Source organism: Actinomycetospora rhizophila, assembly GCF_042657905.1.
Taxonomy (GTDB): domain Bacteria; phylum Actinomycetota; class Actinomycetes; order Mycobacteriales; family Pseudonocardiaceae; genus Actinomycetospora; species Actinomycetospora rhizophila.
Genome location: NZ_JBHSKG010000010.1, coordinates 19153 through 37200, shown reverse-complemented (window position 1 = coordinate 37200; position 18048 = coordinate 19153). Strand labels below are relative to the sequence as shown.

Below are 18048 nucleotides of genomic sequence, written 5' to 3'. Positions count from 1 at the left end.
CTACCCTTCCGCCGCGGTCGGTCCCCTGCGAAACGGAGCCCCATGAGCAAGCGGATGGTCGTCCTCGGGGGCGACGCCACCGGCATGTCGGCCGCGTCGACCGCCCTGCGCCACGCCGGCGACGGCGAGCTCGAGGTCGTCGTCCTCGAACGCGGGCACTACACGTCGTACTCGGCGTGCGGCATCCCGTACTGGATCTCCGGGCACGTGCCCGACCGCGACCAGCTCATCGCCCGCTCGCCCGGCGAGCACCGCGAGGCCGGCATCGACGTGCGGATGCGCACCGAGGCGACCGCGATCGACCTCGAGAAGCGGACGGTGAGCGTCCGCGGGGTCGACGACGGCGACACCTACGAGCTGGGCTTCGACGAGCTCGTCATCGCGACCGGCGCCGTCCCGACCGTGCCGCCGCTGGAGGGTGCGGACGCGCAGGGCATCTTCGGGGTGCAGTCGCTCGAGCAGGGCGAGGAGATCGTCAAGGACCTCGCCGACGGCGACCGGCGCCGCGCCGTCGTGGTGGGCGCCGGCTACATCGGTGTCGAGATGGCCGAGGCCATGGTCGTCCGGGGCATCGAGACCACGGTCGTCGAGCACGCCCCCGAGCCGTTCACGCAGGTCGACCCGGACATGGGCGCGCTGATCCGCGAGGCCATGGAGGGCATGGGCATCACGGTGATCACCGGGACGTCCGCCGACGGCTTCGACGTCGGCGAGGACGGACGGGTCACCGCGGTGCGCGCGGGCGACACGGTGCTGCCCGCCGACATCGTCATCATGGGCCTCGGGGTGAAGCCGAACGCCGCGCTCGCCGCCGACGCCGGGCTGACCATCGGGCCCTCGGGCGGGATCGTCACCGACGTGCGGATGCAGGCCGCGCCGGGGGTGTGGGCCGGCGGTGACTGCGTCGAGGTCCGGCACCGGCTCTCCGGCGCGGGCGTGCACATCGCGCTGGGCACCCACGCCAACAAGCACGGGCGGATCATCGGCACCAACATCGCCGGCGGCTACGGCGCCTTCCCGGGCGTGATCGGCACGGCGATCAGCAAGGTCTGCGACCTCGAGATCGGGCGTAGCGGCCTGACCGAGCGCGAGGCCGCCGCCGCCGGCTTCGGCTACGTCGCCACCAGCGTCGAGTCGACGACGACCGCGGGCTACTGGCCGGGCGCGGAGATGATGACGGTCAAGGTGCTCGCCGAGCAGCGCACCGGCCGCCTGCTGGGCGCGCAGATCGTCGGGCGGCAGGGCTCGGGCAAGCGCATCGACGTCTTCGCCACGGCGATCTGGAACGGCATGACCGTCGAGGAGATGACGTTCATGGACCTGTCCTACGCGCCGCCGTTCTCGCCGGTGTGGGACGCGGTCCTCGTCGCCGCGCGCAAGGCCGCCAAGGAGGTCCAGGGCGAGATCCCGGCGTCCCCGGTGTGATGGGCGGAGCCCATCAGCCCACGTGGACGGCCGGGCGGCGGGTGCGGTCGGGCTCGGCCTCGCGCAGCACCTCGCGGGTCACCGGCGCCACCTCGCCGACGCCGAAGAGCAGGTAGCGCGCGAGGTTGGTCGCCGGGCTGCCCTCGTCCCACTCGAAGTAGACGTGGGGCACCACGCCGGTGACGTCGCGCAGGTGCAGCAGCAGCGCGGCGATGGCGTTGGGCACTGTCGAGCTGCGGGCGCGCAGCACGCGGTAGCCGTGTCGCTCCTCGCCCAGCACGTGCAGCTCGGACTCGAAGTTCGAGGGGTCGTCCACCGTGATCTCCACGAACACCACGACGTCGGCGGACGGGATGTGGTGGTCGTAGCGCTCCTCGAGGTCCTTCTCCTCGTACTCGCGCTTGTCGCGGCGGTCCGGCTCGTTGGCGACCAGGCGGATCGTCGCGTGCGGGTCCTGCGCGGTGGCCTCGCGGACGATGCGCCGCGCGGTCTTGTCGAGGTGCACGGCGGTGATCCGCAGCTCGGTGCTGCGCAGCGCCCGCGACGCGAACGAGACCACGAAGATGGCGGCCACGAACAGCAGGCCGATCTTGAGGCCCTCCGGGCGCTCGATCATGTTCGCGATCGTCGTGTAGACGAAGACCACGGCGATGATCCCGAACCCGACCGTCGCGCGCTTCTGCCCCTTGGCCCGGGCCGAGAGCGTCACCGAGATCGACGCCGACGTGATGAGCACGAGCACGCCGGTGGCGTAGGCGCCGCTCTGCGCGTCGACGCTGGCGTCGAAGATGATCGTGATGAGGATGCCGAGCGCGGTGAACACCAGCACCATCGGCCGCACCGCGCGCGCCCAGTTCGGCGCCATGCCGTAGCGGGGCAGGTAGCGCGGCACCAGGTTGAGCAGGCCCGCCATCGCCGACGCCCCCGCGAACCACAGGATCGTGATCGTCGAGAGGTCGTAGACGGTGCCGGCGATCTCGCCGAACTGCTCGTGCGCCAGGTAGGCCAGCGCACGCCCGTTCGCCTGGCCGTCCGGACCGAACTGCTCGAGCGGGATGAGCAGCGTCGTCACGAAGCTCGAGGTGACGAGGAAGCCGCTCATGATCAGCGCGGCGGTGGTGAGGAGCTTGCGCGCCCCCGCGATGCGCCCGGCCGGGTTCTTCTCGGTGTCGCCCGGCGCGCCCCGCACCAGCGGCATGACGGCCACGCCGGTCTCGAAGCCCGACAGGCCCAGCGCGAGCTTGGGGAACACGACCAGGGCGATCGCCACGATGACCAGCGGGTTGCCGTGCTGGGTGAACAGCGCGTCGGTCCAGTCGACGATGCGCGTCGGCTCGGTGAACACGCGGTAGAGCCCGCCGACGACCACCACGAGGTTGAGCAGCAGGAACGTGGCCACGACGACGACCGCGATGCCGATGGCCTCGGCGAAGCCGAGCAGGAACACGACGCCCAGCAGGATCACCAGCCCGCAGGTGAGCGGCACCTCCCAGCCGTGCAGCGCCCCGCCGACCAGCGGGTTCTCGACGACGTGCGCGGTCGCGTCGGCGGTGGAGAGCGTGATCGTGATGAGGAAGTCGGTGACCGCGAAGCCCAGGAGCACGAGCACCAGCAGCTTGGACCACCAGTACGACAGCAGCTTCTCGAGCATCGCCACCGAGCCCTCGCCGTGGGGGCTCTCGCGCGCCACGCGCCGGTAGATCGGCAGGGCGCCGGCGAGGGTCAGGACGACGAGGACGAGCGTGGCGATCGGCGAGATCAGCCCGGCGGCGACGACCGCGACCGCGGGCTGGTAGCCCAGCGTGGAGAAGTAGTCGACGCCGGTGAGGCACATGACGCGCCACCACGGCTTGCCCTGGTGCTCCGGCGCGGGGCGGGCGTGGGGCCCCGAGTACTGCGAGCCGCGGTCGACGAGGCCCTCGAGGAGCCACCGGCGCAGGGCGGAGGACCGTTCCCGTCGCTCGGTGGAGCCGGCCGGCGGGGCCGGCGGGGCGCTCACCGCCGCCAGGACGTCCGAGACCGGATGATCGCGCCGAGCGACAGCGCGAAGAAGCCGACCGCCAGGACCACGAGCCAGATCTCCTCCTGGCGGCCCTCGTGGTTGCCCCACAGCATGATCAGCATGATGGCGGCGACGAGGAAGCCCGACAGGCGCGCGACCTTCGGGTAGTGCCCGTGCCAGCCCCACTCCACCGAGGGCTCGTCGTCGGAGGAGACGCCGTTGACGACCACGGCGGCGTCGTCACGGTGCGCGACATCGCCGCCGCCCTGGTGCTGACGGGCCGGGCTGTTCGAGACCACGAAGACTCCTGGGGATCGCTCGTGCGGGCGCGCTCAACCTACCGCGCGCCCACCTGTCGCGCGCCGCGCGCGCCCGTGATGATGAACCGCGATGAGCACACCCCCCGGGCCGCGCCGGATCGTCCTCCTGGGCTCCACCGGCTCGATCGGCACCCAGGCCCTCGACATCGTCCGCGCCCACCCCGACCGCTTCGTCGTCACGGGCCTCGCGGCCGGCGGCGGGCGCCCCGACCTGCTGGCCGCGCAGGCCGCCGAGTTCGGCGTGCCGACGCTCGCGGTCGCCGACCCCGCCGCCGCGCCGGACCTGCGCGAGCGGACCGGGGTCGAGGTCCTCGCCGGCCCCGGGGCCGCCGCCGAGCTCGCCGCGGCGGACGCGGACGTGGTGCTCAACGCCATGGACGGCTCGCGGGGCCTCGCGCCGACCCTGGCCGCGCTCGCCGCCGGCGCCACCCTCGCGCTGGCCAACAAGGAGTCGCTGGTCGCGGGCGGCCCCCTGGTGACCCGCGCGGCGCGGCCCGGCCAGATCGTCCCGGTCGACTCGGAGCACTCGGCGCTCGCGCAGAGCCTGCGCGGCGGCCTGCCCGAGGAGGTCTCGCGCCTGGTGCTCACCGCGTCCGGCGGCCCGTTCCGCGGGCGTCCCCGCGCCGAGCTCGCCGGCGTCACGGTCGAGCAGGCCCTCGCGCACCCGACGTGGGCGATGGGGCCGGTGGTGACGCTGAACTCCTCGACGCTGGTCAACAAGGGGCTCGAGCTGATCGAGGCGCACCTGCTGTTCGGCATCCCCTACGAGCGCATCGACGTCGTCGTGCACCCCCAGTCGATGATCCACTCGATGGTGACCTTCGTGGACGGCGCCACGATCGCGCAGGTCAGCCCGCCCGACATGCACATGCCGATCGCCCTGGCGCTGGCCTGGCCGCAGCGGCTGGCCGGCGCGAGCCGCCCCGAGACCTTCGCCGACCCGGCCAGCTGGACCTTCGAGCCCGTCGACACCGAGGCGTTCCCGGCGCTGGGGCTCGCGCGGGCGGCGGGGTCGGCCGGCGGCTGCCTGCCCGCGGTCTACAACGCGGCGAACGAGGAGGCCGTCGCCGCGTTCCTCGCCGGGCGCTGCGCCTGGACCGGGATCGACGAGACCCTCGCCGCCGTCCTGGACGACGCGGGGGGGTGGGCGCGCGACCCGCGTGACGTCGAGGACGTGCACGCCGCCGAGGCGTGGGCGCGCCGCCGGGCGGGCACGCTGCTCGCCGCGCCCGTCGGCTGAGGACGCCCACCCCACGCAGGGCACACCGCCCGCCGGACTACCGTGTCACGCCGTGATGCTCGTCCTGGGGATCGTGCTCTTCGCGCTGGGGCTGCTGCTCTCCATCGCCTGGCACGAGCTCGGCCACTACACCGCGGCGCGGCGCTTCGGCATCCGCGTGCCCGAGTTCATGGTCGGGTTCGGGCCGACCGTGCTGTCGGTCAAGAAGGGCGAGACGCGCTTCGGGTTCAAGGCGATCCCGCTCGGCGGCTACATCCGCATGATCGGGATGGTGCCGCCGGCGCGCGGCGAGCTCATCGGGCGCAGCCGCCGCTCCGGCCCGTTCCAGGGCATGGTCGACGACGTCCGCGCCGACTCGGTGCGCGACTTCGAGCCCGGCGACGAGGACCGCCAGTTCTGGACCCGCAAGCCGTGGAAGCGGATCATCGTCATGCTGGCGGGTCCGTTCATGAACCTGATCCTGGCGATCGCGCTCTTCGCGATCGTGCTGATGGCGATCGGGGTGCCGACCCCGACGCCGGTGGTCAAGACGGTCAGCCAGTGCGTGCTGCCGGCCTCGCAGGCGCAGACCACGCAGTGCCCGCCCGGTGCCCCGCTGACCCCCGCCGCCCAGGCCGGGTTCCGGCCCGGCGACCGGATCGTGAGCTTCGACGGGCGCCCGTACACCGAGTGGTCGCCGCTCATGAACGCCATCCGCAGCGCGCGGGGCACGGTGCCGGTCGTCGTCGAGCGCCCCACCCCGACGGGCACGCAGCAGCTCACGCTGACGCCGACCCTCATCGACAACCAGGTCGCCGACCTGAGCCCGCCGCCGGAGGGGGCGCCCCCGGACGAGCGGCGCTACGTCACCGCCTCGTTCCTCGGCATCGAGCCGACCAGCCCGCTGGTGCGCCAGGACGCCGGCGCGGTCGTCACGGCCGGCGGGGTGCTGCTGGGGCGCACCGTGGAGGCGGTCGCGCGGCTGCCCGAGAAGGTGCCGGGGCTCATCGGCGCGGTGTTCCTCGGCGAGCAGCGCGACGTCGAGGGCCCGGTCAGCGTCGTCGGCGTCTCGGTGCTCGGCGGCCAGGTGCTCGAGCGGGACCAGGCGATCCTCGAGGAGGTGGCGATCTTCCTCAACCTGCTCGCCGCCGTGAACCTCTCGCTGTTCCTGCTCAACCTGCTGCCGATCCTCCCGCTGGACGGGGGCCACGTGCTGCCCGCGGTGTGGGAGGCGATCAAGAAGCGGATCGCGCGCCTGCGGGGCCGGCCCGACCCCGGGCCGGTCGACCTGGCGCGCCTCATGCCCATCGGCGTCGGCTTCGCCGTGCTGATCATGGCCTACGGGGCGCTCGTGATCGTGGCGGACATCGTCAACCCGATCCAGCTGCCCCTGTAAGGGGTGGTCGGCGCCACCGGCGCGGTCGGTGGCACTGGGGCAGACTGGGTGGTGACGAATCCACGTCGTCTCCCATGTCGAGGAGTGAGATGACCGTCGACCTCGGTCTGCCCGAAGCACCGCCGGTGCTCGCGCCGCGCCGCAAGACCCGCCAGCTGGACGTCGGCGGCGTCGGTGTGGGCAGCGACCACCCGGTGTCGGTGCAGTCGATGACCACCACGCTGACCAGCGACGTCAACGCGACGCTGCAGCAGATCGCCGAGCTCACGGCGGCGGGCTGCGACATCGTGCGCGTCGCGGTGCCCAGCGCCGACGACGCCGCCGCGCTGCCGGCGATCGCGAAGAAGTCGAACATCCCGGTGATCGCCGACATCCACTTCCAGCCGAAGTACGTGTTCGCCGCGATCGACGCCGGCTGCGCCGCGGTGCGCGTGAACCCCGGCAACATCAAGAAGTTCGACGACAAGGTCGGCGAGATCGCCGCCGCGGCGAAGGCCGCGGGCACCCCGATCCGCATCGGCGTCAACGCCGGCTCGCTCGAGCCCGGGATCATGGCGAAGCACGGCAAGGCCACGCCCGAGGCGCTGGTCGAGTCGGCGCTGTGGGAGGCCTCGCTCTTCGCCGAGCACGACTTCCACGACATCAAGATCTCGGTGAAGCACCACGACCCGGTGACGATGGTGCGCGCCTACGAGCTGCTCGCGGAGCAGTGCGACTACCCGCTGCACCTCGGCGTCACCGAGGCCGGGCCGACGTTCCAGGGCACCATCAAGAGCGCCACCGCGTTCGGGGCGCTCCTGAGCCGGGGCATCGGCGACACCATCCGCGTCTCGCTGTCGGCGCCGCCGATCGAGGAGGTCCGCGTGGGCCTCTCGATCCTCGAGTCGCTGAACCTGCGCCCCCGCAAGCTCGAGATCGTCTCCTGCCCGTCCTGCGGGCGCGCGCAGGTGGACGTCTACAAGCTCGCCGACGAGGTCACCGCCGGCCTCGAGGGCATGGAGGTGCCGCTGCGCGTCGCGGTGATGGGCTGCGTCGTCAACGGCCCCGGCGAGGCCCGCGACGCCGACCTGGGCGTGGCCTCGGGCAACGGCAAGGGCCAGATCTTCGTCAAGGGCGAGGTCATCAAGACCGTCCCCGAGGCCCAGATCGTCGAGACCCTCATCGAGGAGGCCCTGCGCCTCGCCGAGGAGGCCGGCGAGGAGGAGCTCGCGGGCGGCACGGCCGGCGGCGCCCCGACGGTGACCGTCGGCTGAGGCGCCGCCCGCCGTCGCGTGGTCGGATGGGCGCGTGAGCACGTTCGACGATCTCGACGCCTTCGCCGCCACCCGCCGCTGCGCCGGCCTCGCGCTGTCCCCGGACGGCGCGCGGCTCGTCACGACGGTCTCGGAGCTCGCGGCCGACGGGAAGAAGTACGCCACCGCGCTGTGGGAGATCGACCCGGGTGGGCAGCGCGCGCCGCGGCGGCTGACGCGCTCGTCGACCGGCGAGTCGTCGGCCGCGTTCACCCCGGCCGGCGACCTGCTGTTCACCTCGCGGCGCGCCGACCCCGCCGCCGAGAAGCCCGACGAGGAGCGCACCGCGCTGTGGCTGCTGCCCGCCGCGGGCGGGGAGGCGCGCCCGGTGGCCGAGCGCCCGGGCGGGGTCAGCGGGTTCGTCGTCGCCCGCGACGCCGGCACCATCACCCTCGTCACGCCGAAGCCGGTGGAGGGCGACGCGCAGGAGCAGCGCGAGGCCCGCGAGAGCGCCGGGGTGTCGGCGCGCCTGCACACCGAGTTCCCGGTGCGGTTCTGGGACCACGACCTCGGGCCCGGCCGCGCCCACCTGCAGCGCTGCGCGCCGCCCGATGCGGGTGACCCCGACGCCGGCTACGGCGAGCCCGAGCACGTCGCCCCGGGCGCCGGCGAGCGCCTCGGCGGCAGCGCGATCAGCCCGGACGGGCGGACGGTCGCGGTGGTCGTCGACGTCCCCGACCCCGCCGACCCCGCGTCGTGGCGGCGCCGCCTGGAGCTGCACACCGAGGACGGCACGGTCGTGGTCGGCGACGAGCCCGGCGCCGACCACGAGGCGCCGACGATCACCCCCGACGGCCGCTGGCTGCTGTGGGTGCGCGAGCGTCACCCGCGCCCGGGTCGCGGGATGGCGCACACGCTGCGCGCCCGGTCCCTGGTCGACGGCAGCGAGCGCGACGTGCTCCCCGCGGAGCAGTGGCAGGTCCGCGGCGTCACCGGGGCACCGACGGGCGACGTCGTGTACGTCGTGGTCGACGAGCGCGGGCACGGGCCGGTGCTGCGGGTGTCGATCACCGACGGGTCCGTCACGCGCCTGACCGCCTCCGGCGCCTACACCGACGTCGTGGCCGCCCCCGACGGGTCGGCGCTCTACGCGCTGCGCTCCGCGGTCGACGCGCCGCCGACGCCGGTGCGCCTCGACCCCGACCGCCCCGACCAGGAGCCGGCCGCGCTGCGCGGGGTCACCGTGCTCGACCCGCTGCCGGGAACGCTCACCGAGGTGCACGCCACCGCCGCCGACGGCACGGCGCTGCGCTCCTGGCTGGTGCTGCCCGGGGGCGCGTCGGCCTCCTCGCCGGCGCCGCTGCTGCTGTGGATCCACGGCGGGCCGCTGTCGAGCTGGAACGCGTGGTCGTGGCGCTGGAACCCGTGGCTGATGGCCGCACGGGGCTGGGCGGTGCTGCTGCCCGACCCGCGCCTGTCCACCGGCTACGGCCAGACGTTCCTCGACCCGGCCACCGGGGCGTGGGGCGACCTGCCCTACACCGACCTCATGACCGCGACCGACGCGGCGCTCCGGCGCGACGACGTCGACGCGACGCGCGTGGCGGCGATGGGCGGCTCGTTCGGCGGCTACATGGCCAACTGGATCGCCGGGCACACCGACCGCTTCGCCGCGATCGTCACCCACGCCAGCATCTGGCACCTCGACGGCTTCGTCGGCACCACCGACGCGTCCTTCCACTGGCGCCGCGAGTGGGGCGACCCGCTCGACGAGCGCGACCGCTACGACGCCCACTCGCCGCACCGGCACATCAAGGCGATCACCACGCCGACGCTGGTGATCCACGGCGACAAGGACTACCGCGTCCCGATCTCCGAGGGCCTGCGGCTCTGGTACGACCTGCAGCGCAGCGGCGTCGCGTCCCAGTTCCTCTACTTCCCCGACGAGAACCACTGGGTGCTCCAGCCGGGCGACGCCGCGCTCTGGTACCGGACGGTGTGGGCGTTCCTCGACCACCACGTCCTGGGCCGGCCGTACGAGCGTCCGGCGCTCGTGTAGAGACACGCGACTCCGCTGGGAGTTCCGCACCGCGACATGGCAGGCTGACAGGGTGCTCCGTACCGCCGGTGCGCGGCTGCTCGACGACCGGGACCGGTCGAAGGTGCGAAGCGCCCTCGACGCCGACCCCGTCGCCACCTGCATGGTGGCGTCCCGGGTCGAGACCGTCGGGGTCGAGCCCTGGCGTCTGGGCGGCGAGCTCTGGGGCGTCGGGGGCCGGCTCGACGGCCTGTGCTTCTCCGGCGCCAACCTCGTGCCCCTGCGCGGCGACCGCACCGAGGTGCGCCACTTCGCCGAGCGGGCCCGCCGCCAGCGCCGCAACTGCTCGTCGCTCGTCGGGCGCCGCGAGCTGGTGCTGCCGCTGTGGGAGGAGCTCAGCGAGTACTGGGACGCCGCCCGCGAGGTCCGCGCCGACCAGCCGCTGATGGCCACCGCGGCCGCGCCGGCGATCGAGCCCGACCCCGCCGTGCGCCAGACCCGCCCCGACGAGCTGGAGCGCTACCTGCCCGCGGCGATCGCGATGTTCCTCGAGGAGGTCGGGGTCGACCCGCGCCTCGGCGACGGGGGAGCGGGCTACCGCGCCCGGGTCGCCGAGCTGATCGGCGCCGGGCGGGCCTTCGTGCGCTTCGAGCAGGGCGAGGTCGTGTTCAAGGCCGAGATCGGCGCGCTGTCCGCGCGGGTGGGGCAGATCCAGGGCGTCTGGGTGCACCCCGAATGGCGCGGCCGCGGGCTCGGCCAGTCGGGCACCGCGGCCGTCGTGGCGCACCTCGTGCGGGCCCGCCGCGTCGCGAGCCTGTATGTCAACGCGTTCAACACCCCGGCCCGGCGCGCCTACGAGCGCATCGGGTTCGAGCAGGTCGGGTCGTTCGCGACGGTGCTCTTCTGATGCTCACGACCGCGACCCGCCGGACGGCCGCCTGGCTCGCCCTCGACGCCGTCGCCGTCCTCGCGTTCGCCGCCGCGGGGCGCACGAGCCACGCGGAGGACCTCGCCGGCACGCTGCTCACCGCCGCGCCGTTCCTCGCGGGCGCTGCGGTCGGCGCGCTCGCCGGGCGGACGTGGCGCGACCCCCTGGCGTGGCGCTCGGGGCTCGCGGTGTGGGCGGGCGCCGTGGTCGTCGGCCTGGTGCTGCGCGCCGCGCTCACCGGCCGCCTGCCGCTCTCGTTCGCGATCGTGGCGACGGTGTCCCTCGGCGTGCTGGTGCTCGGCTGGCGCGGCGCCGTGCACCTCGTGGGCCACGTGCGCGCCCGCCGCGCCTGACCGGTCACGCGCGCGGCGCCCCGGCCACCGGGACGCCTACGCTGGGGCCATGCCGGTTCGCGCTCCGCTGCGGCCCGGGGAGCAGACACCGCTGCGCCCGGTGCCGCCGCACATCCCCCGCCCCGACTACGTGGGCAGGCCCGCGCCCGCCCGCAGCACCGACCCCTGGGTGCAGACGCCCGAGATCATCGAGGCGATGCGGGTGGCGTCGCGGATCGGCGCGCAGGCCCTGCGGGCCGGCGGCGAGGCCGTGAAGCCGGGCGCCACCACCGACGACGTCGACCGCGTGGTGCACGAGTTCCTCGTCGACCACGACGCCTACCCCTCGACGCTCGGGTACCGCGGCTTCCCCAAGTCGTGCTGCACGTCGATCAACGAGGTCATCTGCCACGGCATCCCGGACTCGACGGTCATCGAGGACGGGGACATCGTCAACATCGACGTCACCGCCTTCATCGGTGGCGTCCACGGCGACACCAACGCGACGTTCCTCGCCGGCGACGTCGACGAGGAGGACCGCCTGCTCGTCGAGCGCACCCGCGAGGCGACGATGCGGGCGATCAGGGCGGTGAAGCCCGGGCGCGAGCTCAACGTCGTCGGGCGGGTCATCGAGTCGTACGCCAACCGCTTCGGGTACGGCGTCGTGCGCGACTTCACCGGCCACGGCATCGGGCGGGCGTTCCACTCCGGGCTGGTCGTCGTGCACTACGACGACCCGACGCGCCACGAGATGCTCGAGCCCGGCATGACCTTCACGATCGAGCCGATGATCACCCGCGGCACGATCGACTACGACGTGTGGGACGACGGGTGGACGGTGACCACGAAGGACAAGTCGCACACCGCCCAGTTCGAGCACACGATCCTCGTCACCGACACCGGCAGCGAGATCCTCACACTGCCGTGAGCGGATGAAGCGCCCGCACGTGCTCGCCTCGGCGGCGGTGTCGATCGACGGTTTCCTCGACGACGCGTCGCCGCGGCGGCTCGTGCTCTCCGGGAACGCCGACCTCGACCGCGTCGACGCCGAGCGCGCCGGGGTGGACGCGATCCTCGTCGGCGCCGGCACCGTGCGCGCCGACGACCCCCGCCTGCTCGTGCGCTCGGCCGACCGCCGCGCCGACCGGGTCGCCCGCGGCCTCGGGCCCTCGCCGCTGCGCGTGGTGCTCTCCTCGCACGCCGTCGACCCGGGCGCGCGCGTGCTCACCGAGGGCCGCGACGTCGCCGACACCGTGGTGCTCGCCGGCACCCCGCACGAGGTGCTCGACCAGCTCGCGGGCCACGGCGTCGTGCGGCTGATGGTCGAGGGCGGGGCGGGCGTGCACCGGGAGTTCCTCGGCGCCGGGGTGGTCGACGAGCTGCAGCTGGCGGTCGCCCCGCGGCTGGTCGGCGCCGGCCCGCGCTTCACCGGGGCGCCCGAGCAGGCGCACCTGGTCGAGACCCGCACCGTCGGCCCCGACGTGCTGCTGCGCTACCGCTTCGGCGACGCCGACGCCCGGTGGCTGGGGGAGGCCTGCTCGCTCGCCGAGCGCTGCCCGCCCTCGCCGTCGGCGTTCTCGGTGGGCTGCGTGGTCGTGGCCGCCGACGGCACGGTGCTCGCGACCGGGCACAGCCGCCGCGACGACGTCCTCGACCACGCCGAGGAGGTCGCCCTGCGCGACGTCGACCGCGACGACCCGCGGCTGGCCGGCGCGACGATCTACACCTCGCTCGAGCCCTGCGGGCAGCGCGCGTCGCGGTCGGTCACCTGCGCCCAGCACATCCTCGACGCCGGCATCGGCCGGGTCGTCATGGCCTGGCGGGAGCCGCCGCTGTTCGTCGGGACGCCGTCCGGGGCCGCCCGCCTGGAGGCCGCGGGGGTGGAGGTCGTCGAGTGCCCCGGGTTCGCCGAGCTCGCGCGGCGGCCCAACCGGCACCGCTGAGTCCCGTCCTCCATCGTGGGGACGTGCGCTCCCTGCCGATCCTGCTGCCCGCCGCGGTGATCCGGGCCCGCGCCTGCCCGCTCGCCTCGATCCGCCAGATCCGCACCTGGCGGCTGCGGTTCGTCGAGCACACCGCCGGGGCCGACCGGCTCCCGCGCCCCGCCGGCTGGTCCGACGTGGTGGACGCGCACGCCGTCCCGCGGGGGGAGCACGCCGTCGAGCTCACCGGCGACGGTTTCCGGGCCGTCTGGGACGCGCCGCACGCGGTCGAAGGCCCCGTCCGCCTGCGCGGCGAGCTGGTGGTCGACCCGCTCGACGGCCTCGAGACCACCGGGCGCATCCACCGCGTGCGGCTGCTCACCGAGACCGTGCGCGAGGACTCGCCTGGGCGCCGGGTGGTGGCGCTGGCCGCGCGGGACCTCTCGGCGATCCCGAAGACGGTGGACGACACCCGCGACCGCGGGGTGCTGCTGGACCTGGAGATCGGGCCAGCGCTGGGCGTCGCCTGAGCACGGCTGCGAGACTGCGCGGCGTGGCGAAGGTCTACGAGCGCATCGAGCCCCGCCTGGCGCGCTGGATCGGCGAGCAGCCGGTGTTCTTCGTGGGCACCGCGCCGCTGTCGGGCGACGGGCTGGTCAACGTCTCACCGAAGGGCCTGCGCGGCACGTTCGGGGTGCTCGACGACCACACGTTCGCCTACGTCGACATGACCGCGAGCGGGGTGGAGACGATCGCCCACCTGCGCGAGAACGGCCGCGTCTGCGTCATGTTCTGCTCGTTCGACGGCACGCCGAACGTCGTGCGCCTGCACGGCCGCGGGCGGGTGGTGACCCACGGCGAGCCGGGGTTCGACGCCGCGCTCGAGCCGTTCGCGATGGGGCTCGCGTCCCGGCGCACCGAGGCCCGCGGCGTCGTCACCGTCGACGTCACCCGCGTCGCCGACGCGTGCGGGTACGCCGTGCCGCGCATGGCGCTCGAGGGCGACCGCGAGCTGCTCGACTCCTGGGCGCAGCGGCGCAGCCCGGAGTGGCTGCGCGGGTACCGCGCCGAGAAGAACCAGCACTCGCTCGACGGCCTGCCGGGGCTCGCCGGGCTGCCGGACTGGTGACGGGCGGACTGGTGACGGGCGGACTGGTGACGGGCGGACCGGTGAGGGGTGCGCTGCTCGTCGCCGGCACGACGTCGGACGCGGGCAAGAGCGTCCTGGTCGCCGGAATCTGCCGCTGGCTGCACCGCCGCGGCGTCGACGTGGCGCCGTTCAAGGCGCAGAACATGTCGAACAACAGCGTCGTTACCGCCGACGGCGGCGAGATCGGGCGCGCGCAGGCCCTGCAGGCCGCGGCGTGCGGGCTCGCCCCGAGCGTGCTGTTCAACCCCGTGCTGCTCAAACCGGGCAGCGACCGCAGCTCCCAGGTCGTGGTGCGCGGCGTCGTCGACGGGACGGTGTCGGCCGCGAGCTACCGCGAGCGCAAGGCGGCGCTGCTCGAGGTCGTCGTCGACACCCTCGCCGAGCTGCGCGCCGCCCACGACGTCGTGGTCTGCGAGGGCGCCGGGTCGCCCGCGGAGATCAACCTGCGGGCCACCGACATCGCCAACATGGGCCTCGCGCGCGCCGCGGACCTGCCCGTGGTCGTCGTCGGCGACATCGACCGCGGCGGCGTGCTCGCGCACCTGTTCGGCACGCTCGCCGTCCTCGAGCCGGCCGACCAGGCGCTGGTCGCGGGCTGGATCGTCAACAAGTTCCGCGGCGACCCCGCCCTGCTCGCCCCCGGCCTCGACCAGCTGCGCGCACTCACGGGCCGCCCGACGCTCGGGGTGCTGCCGTGGAGCCCCGAGCTGTGGCTCGACGCCGAGGACTCGCTGGGCCACGTGGCCGACGGCGTGGTCGGCCGCCCGGCCGCGCCGCACGGGCGGGACTGGCTGCGGGTCGCCGTCGTGCGCCTGCCGCGCGTCTCCAACGGCACCGACGTCGACGCCCTGAGCTGCGAGCCCGGGGTGGCCGTCCGGTGGGTCACCGAGCCCTCGCGCCTCGCCGACGCCGACCTCGTCGTCCTGCCCGGCTCGAAGACGACCGTCGCCGACCTCGCCTGGCTGCGCGCCTCCGGGCTGGCCGACGCGGTGGCGGCGCACGCCCGCGCGGGGAAGCCCGTGCTCGGCGTCTGCGGCGGCTACCAGATGCTGGGCCGGCGCATCCACGACCCGCACGGCGTCGAGGCCGCGCCCGGCACGGTCGACGGGCTGGGGCTGCTCGACGTCGAGGTGACCTTCGACGTCGCCAAGCACCTCGGCACCCCGACCGGCACCGCGCTGGGCGAGCCGGTGGCGTTCTACGAGATCCACCACGGCCGCGAGCTGCGCGGCGGTGTCGGACGATCTGGTGCGCCCCCGCTGGTGACGCTCGCCGACGGGACGCCCGAGGGCGTCGACGCCGGGCACGTGCTGGGCACCCACGCCCACGGGCTGCTCGAGAACGACGCCCTGCGCCGGCGCCTGCTCATCCGCGCCGCCGCGGCCGCGGGCCGGGAGTTCGTCGCCGCGCCCGAGGTGTCCTACGCCGCCGTGCGTGCCGCCCAGCTCGACCTGCTCGGTGACCTCGTCGAGAAGAACCTCGACACCGACGCGCTGGAGCGGTTGATCACCGGCGGCGCGCCGGGAGACCTCCCGGCCATCCGGACGACGACGAGTCAGGCGCGCGCCACGTCGTAGACGTGCCCGGCGGTGCGCAGCCGCTCGATCAGCGCCGGGCCCATGGCCGTGGCGGGGGTGAGCGAGCCGGCGCGCTCGGGCAGGCGGTCGCCGTCGAGGGCGAGGCACAGCGCGCTCTCGCCGAACATCACCGCGGTCGCGGCGTAGCCCGGGTCGCCCGAGCCCGAGACGCGCGCGGTGTAGCGGGCCCCGGTGGAGGTCGTCGCGTCGACGTCGTGGCGGAACCAGCCGTTCTCGCGCGTCTTCTCGCCGGGGCCCTCGCCGGGCTTGGGCAGGACGCGGTCGAACGCCTGGCGCACACCCGGGGTCGCGAATCCGGCGAGCATCGCGCCGAGCCCGGCGGTGACCGCCCCCGCCGCCACGGCGCCCACGGGCCCGCTGCCGACGCCCATGACCTCGCCGTAGCGCAGGCCCTTGCCGTAGGCGTAGCCCGCGATCGCGTTGGACCGCCGCACGATCCGGGTGTTGTACGAGGCCATGACGAACGGCGCGACCCAGCGGCCGTCGACCCGGTGCGGGGTCGGGTTGTCGCTGGGCTGGCGGGTGTCGGGCTCGGCGTCGCGCTCGGGGGAGAGGCCGAACGGGTCGCGCATGAGCTTCATGACCGAGCGGTCGGCCTTCGCGGCGTCGGCGAGCCCGCGCATCGAGTCGATCGTGCCGCCGGAGACGCCCCCGCGCATGCGGGCGACGGCGGTGACGTCGGCGAGCTCGCCCTCCCCGTCGGCCTGCACGCGGCTGTGCAGCAGCAGGACGGCGAGGTCGGAGGGGATCGAGTCGTAGCCGCACGAGTGCACGATCCGCGCCCCGCTCGCGCGCGCCGTCGCGTCGAAGCGGTCGATGGCCTCGCGGGCGAACTGGACCTCGCCGGTCAGGTCGGCGTAGTGGGTGCCGGCCGTGGCGCACGCCTCGACCACGGGCATGCCGTAGCGGGCGTAGGGGCCGACGGTCGTCGCGAGCGCGTCGGTGGAGGCGGCCATCCGGGCGAGCGCGGCGGTGTCGCCGGTGTCGGCCACGACGAGCGGCCAGTCGCCGCCCGGGGCGGGCAGCCGGTCGCGGACCTTCTCCAGGCGCTCCCGCGAGCGCCCGGCCAGCGCGATCCGCGTGCCGGCGGGAGCGCTGCGGGCGAGGTAGGCGGCCGTCAGCTCCCCGACGAAGCTCGTCGCGCCGAACAGGACCAGCTCGTGCTCACGATCACCGGACATGGCCGCACGATACTGGCCCGGCGGTCGGGGCGAGTCGGTGGTTACTGGCTGGTATCACTCGCCAGGAGAGCGATACCAGCCAGTAACCGCGCCCCGGCGCGCTCACGCGCTCGTGATCGCGAAGACCGGGTGGCGGTCGGCGATGGCCGCGAGCTCCTCGTCGCCCGCGTCCGCCCCGACGCCCTCGAAGAACGCGCCGACCTCCCAGGCCCAGGCGCGCAGATAGGCGCGCAGGACCGGCACCTTCTCGGCGTCGGCGAGCTCGACGGCGCGGACGGTCTCGGTGTGCCGCCCGACGGTCAGCTCCGCCTCGCCGGCCACGCGCAGGTTGCGGACCCACTGCGTGTGGCCGCGCGCGGCGACGAGGTAGCGGCGTCCTTCGAAGGTCAGCGGGTTGACCGGGGTGGTGCGCACCTCGCCGCTCGTGCGGCCGCGGACGCCGAGGACCGCGGAGCCGGCGAGCGGCACGCCCAGGCGGGTCAGGCCGGCGACGATCGGGTTCATCACGCGGCGGGTCAGTCGGCCGGGGGCCTGGTAGTGGGTGGTCACGGTGTCCTCCTCGTCGATTTCGAGAGCAGTGCTCTCGTTCGGGGACGAGTGTTCCCCCGTTCCGGCTCCGCGTCAAGAGCACTGCTCTCGTCTTGTGGCACGATGCCCGCCATGCCCCCCGGAGCCCGCGCGCGGGCGCGCGCCGAGACCAGCCGCGCGATCCTCGACGAGGCGCGCCGCCAGCTCGCCGAGCAGGGCGCGGCCGCGCTCTCGCTGCGGTCGGTGGCGCGCGAGGTCGGCATGGTGTCCTCCGCGGTGTACCGGTACGTCGCCAGCCGGGACGACCTGCTGACCCGCTTGATCATCGAGGCCTACGACGCGGTGGGGGAGCGGGCCGAGGCCGCGCGCGACCCGGGGGCGTCGCCGCGCGTGCAGTGGCGCGCGGTGTGGCGGGCGGTGCGCACCTGGGCGCTCGAGCACCCCGCCGAGTACGCGCTGATCTACGGCTCGCCGGTGCCGGGCTACGCCGCGCCGGCCGAGACGATCCCGGCGGCCGGGCGCGTCGGCCTCGTGCTGGCCGCGATCGTCGTCGAGCACGGCGACCCCGGGGCGGCCACCGGCTGGCCCGAGGTCCTGCGACCGGACGTCCTGCCCGGCGTGCCGCCCGCCCTCGCCGTCCCCGCCGTCGTCGCGTGGACCCAGCTCTACGGCACGGTCGGGTTCGAGCTGTTCGGGCAGTACGAGAACGTCGTCGTCGACCGGGACGCGTACTTCGACGCGGTCGCCGACGCCGCCGCGGCGTCGGTGGGCCTCTGA

General features: G+C 74.7%; 17 protein-coding genes. 13 read left to right on the top strand and 4 right to left on the bottom strand.

The features are described from left to right. The first annotated feature begins 42 nt into the window (after positions 1-42). Complete coding sequence (locus tag ACFPK1_RS18725) at positions 43-1425, top strand: FAD-dependent oxidoreductase (RefSeq protein WP_378022456.1); 1383 nt, start codon at positions 43-45, stop codon at positions 1423-1425. 13 nt (positions 1426-1438) lie between these two features. Here ACFPK1_RS18725 and ACFPK1_RS18720 read toward each other — a convergent pair whose 3' ends face one another. Together ACFPK1_RS18720 and ACFPK1_RS18715 are read right to left on the bottom strand one after the other, a co-directional pair. Beyond that, positions 1439-3424: an APC family permease gene (locus ACFPK1_RS18720; RefSeq protein WP_378022455.1), complete on the bottom strand. Its 1986-nt coding sequence runs from the start codon at positions 3422-3424 to the stop codon at positions 1439-1441. Continuing rightward, positions 3421-3726 carry a DUF2631 domain-containing protein gene (locus tag ACFPK1_RS18715; protein WP_378022454.1) on the bottom strand — a complete coding sequence of 102 codons (306 nt, stop codon included), beginning with the start codon at positions 3724-3726 and terminating at the stop codon, positions 3421-3423. The genes ACFPK1_RS18720 and ACFPK1_RS18715 overlap by 4 nt, the downstream gene beginning before the upstream one ends. 91 nt (positions 3727-3817) lie before the next feature. Here ACFPK1_RS18715 and dxr point away from each other — a divergent pair, with 91 nt between their 5' ends. The 11 genes from dxr (at position 3818) to ACFPK1_RS18660 (ending at position 15541) form a co-directional block, all read left to right on the top strand. Continuing rightward, positions 3818-4987 (top strand): 1-deoxy-D-xylulose-5-phosphate reductoisomerase, encoded by a 1170-nt coding sequence (gene dxr, locus ACFPK1_RS18710; protein WP_378022453.1) that lies wholly within the window; start codon positions 3818-3820, stop codon positions 4985-4987. Positions 4988-5042: 55 nt separating this feature from the next. Continuing rightward, positions 5043-6362 (top strand): M50 family metallopeptidase, encoded by a 1320-nt coding sequence (locus tag ACFPK1_RS18705; protein ID WP_378022639.1) that lies wholly within the window; start codon positions 5043-5045, stop codon positions 6360-6362. A gap of 89 nt (positions 6363-6451) precedes the next feature. Next, on the top strand, positions 6452-7615 hold the full coding sequence (gene ispG, locus ACFPK1_RS18700) for a flavodoxin-dependent (E)-4-hydroxy-3-methylbut-2-enyl-diphosphate synthase (RefSeq protein WP_378022452.1): 1164 nt from the start codon (positions 6452-6454) through the stop codon (positions 7613-7615). Positions 7616-7649: 34 nt separating this feature from the next. Next, complete coding sequence (locus ACFPK1_RS18695) at positions 7650-9653, top strand: S9 family peptidase (protein WP_378022451.1); 2004 nt, start codon at positions 7650-7652, stop codon at positions 9651-9653. Between the two features lie 52 nt (positions 9654-9705). After that, positions 9706-10539, top strand: coding sequence for a GNAT family N-acetyltransferase (locus tag ACFPK1_RS18690; protein ID WP_378022450.1), 834 nt, complete (start codon positions 9706-9708; stop codon positions 10537-10539). After that, positions 10539-10913, top strand: a complete 375-nt coding sequence (locus ACFPK1_RS18685; protein ID WP_378022449.1) for a DUF3054 domain-containing protein — start codon at positions 10539-10541, stop codon at positions 10911-10913. The genes ACFPK1_RS18690 and ACFPK1_RS18685 overlap by 1 nt, the downstream gene beginning before the upstream one ends. Before the next feature lie 49 nt (positions 10914-10962). Beyond that, positions 10963-11820: a type I methionyl aminopeptidase gene (gene map / locus ACFPK1_RS18680; RefSeq protein ID WP_378022448.1), complete on the top strand. Its 858-nt coding sequence runs from the start codon at positions 10963-10965 to the stop codon at positions 11818-11820. 4 nt (positions 11821-11824) lie between these two features. After that, positions 11825-12835: a dihydrofolate reductase family protein gene (locus tag ACFPK1_RS18675; protein WP_378022447.1), complete on the top strand. Its 1011-nt coding sequence runs from the start codon at positions 11825-11827 to the stop codon at positions 12833-12835. A 23-nt stretch (positions 12836-12858) separates the two neighbouring features. Next, complete coding sequence (locus tag ACFPK1_RS18670) at positions 12859-13344, top strand: hypothetical protein (RefSeq protein WP_378022446.1); 486 nt, start codon at positions 12859-12861, stop codon at positions 13342-13344. Positions 13345-13367: 23 nt separating this feature from the next. Next, on the top strand, positions 13368-13943 hold the full coding sequence (locus ACFPK1_RS18665) for a pyridoxamine 5'-phosphate oxidase family protein (protein WP_378022445.1): 576 nt from the start codon (positions 13368-13370) through the stop codon (positions 13941-13943). Between the two features lie 41 nt (positions 13944-13984). Further along, positions 13985-15541, top strand: coding sequence for a cobyric acid synthase (locus tag ACFPK1_RS18660; protein WP_378022444.1), 1557 nt, complete (start codon positions 13985-13987; stop codon positions 15539-15541). Here ACFPK1_RS18660 and ACFPK1_RS18655 read toward each other — a convergent pair. After that, complete coding sequence (locus tag ACFPK1_RS18655; protein ID WP_378022443.1) at positions 15520-16743, bottom strand: saccharopine dehydrogenase family protein; 1224 nt, start codon at positions 16741-16743, stop codon at positions 15520-15522. The two genes, ACFPK1_RS18660 and ACFPK1_RS18655, sit on opposite strands and share 22 nt — an antisense overlap. A gap of 102 nt (positions 16744-16845) precedes the next feature. Next, entirely contained in the window at positions 16846-17247 is a 402-nt protein-coding gene (locus ACFPK1_RS18650) for a nitroreductase family deazaflavin-dependent oxidoreductase (RefSeq protein WP_378022638.1), read from the bottom strand. 156 nt (positions 17248-17403) lie between these two features. On the opposite strand from ACFPK1_RS18650, the gene ACFPK1_RS18645 reads away from it, so the two are divergent. Next, complete coding sequence (locus ACFPK1_RS18645) at positions 17404-18048, top strand: TetR/AcrR family transcriptional regulator (RefSeq protein ID WP_378022442.1); 645 nt, start codon at positions 17404-17406, stop codon at positions 18046-18048.

Excerpts from the sequence above, each read along its gene's own strand:
- ACFPK1_RS18655 (WP_378022443.1), bottom strand. The coding sequence starts at position 16,743 with ATGTCCGGTGATCGTGAGCACGAGCTGGTCCTGTTCGGCGCGACGAGC.
- ispG (WP_378022452.1), top strand. The coding sequence starts at position 6,452 with ATGACCGTCGACCTCGGTCTGCCCGAAGCACCGCCGGTGCTCGCGCCG.
- ACFPK1_RS18705 (WP_378022639.1), top strand. The coding sequence starts at position 5,043 with ATGCTCGTCCTGGGGATCGTGCTCTTCGCGCTGGGGCTGCTGCTCTCC.
- ACFPK1_RS18645 (WP_378022442.1), top strand. The coding sequence starts at position 17,404 with ATGCCCCCCGGAGCCCGCGCGCGGGCGCGCGCCGAGACCAGCCGCGCG.
- ACFPK1_RS18650 (WP_378022638.1), bottom strand. The coding sequence starts at position 17,247 with ATGAACCCGATCGTCGCCGGCCTGACCCGCCTGGGCGTGCCGCTCGCC.
- ACFPK1_RS18725 (WP_378022456.1), top strand. The coding sequence starts at position 43 with ATGAGCAAGCGGATGGTCGTCCTCGGGGGCGACGCCACCGGCATGTCG.
- ACFPK1_RS18675 (WP_378022447.1), top strand. The coding sequence starts at position 11,825 with ATGAAGCGCCCGCACGTGCTCGCCTCGGCGGCGGTGTCGATCGACGGT.
- ACFPK1_RS18685 (WP_378022449.1), top strand. The coding sequence starts at position 10,539 with ATGCTCACGACCGCGACCCGCCGGACGGCCGCCTGGCTCGCCCTCGAC.
- dxr (WP_378022453.1), top strand. The coding sequence starts at position 3,818 with ATGAGCACACCCCCCGGGCCGCGCCGGATCGTCCTCCTGGGCTCCACC.
- map (WP_378022448.1), top strand. The coding sequence starts at position 10,963 with ATGCCGGTTCGCGCTCCGCTGCGGCCCGGGGAGCAGACACCGCTGCGC.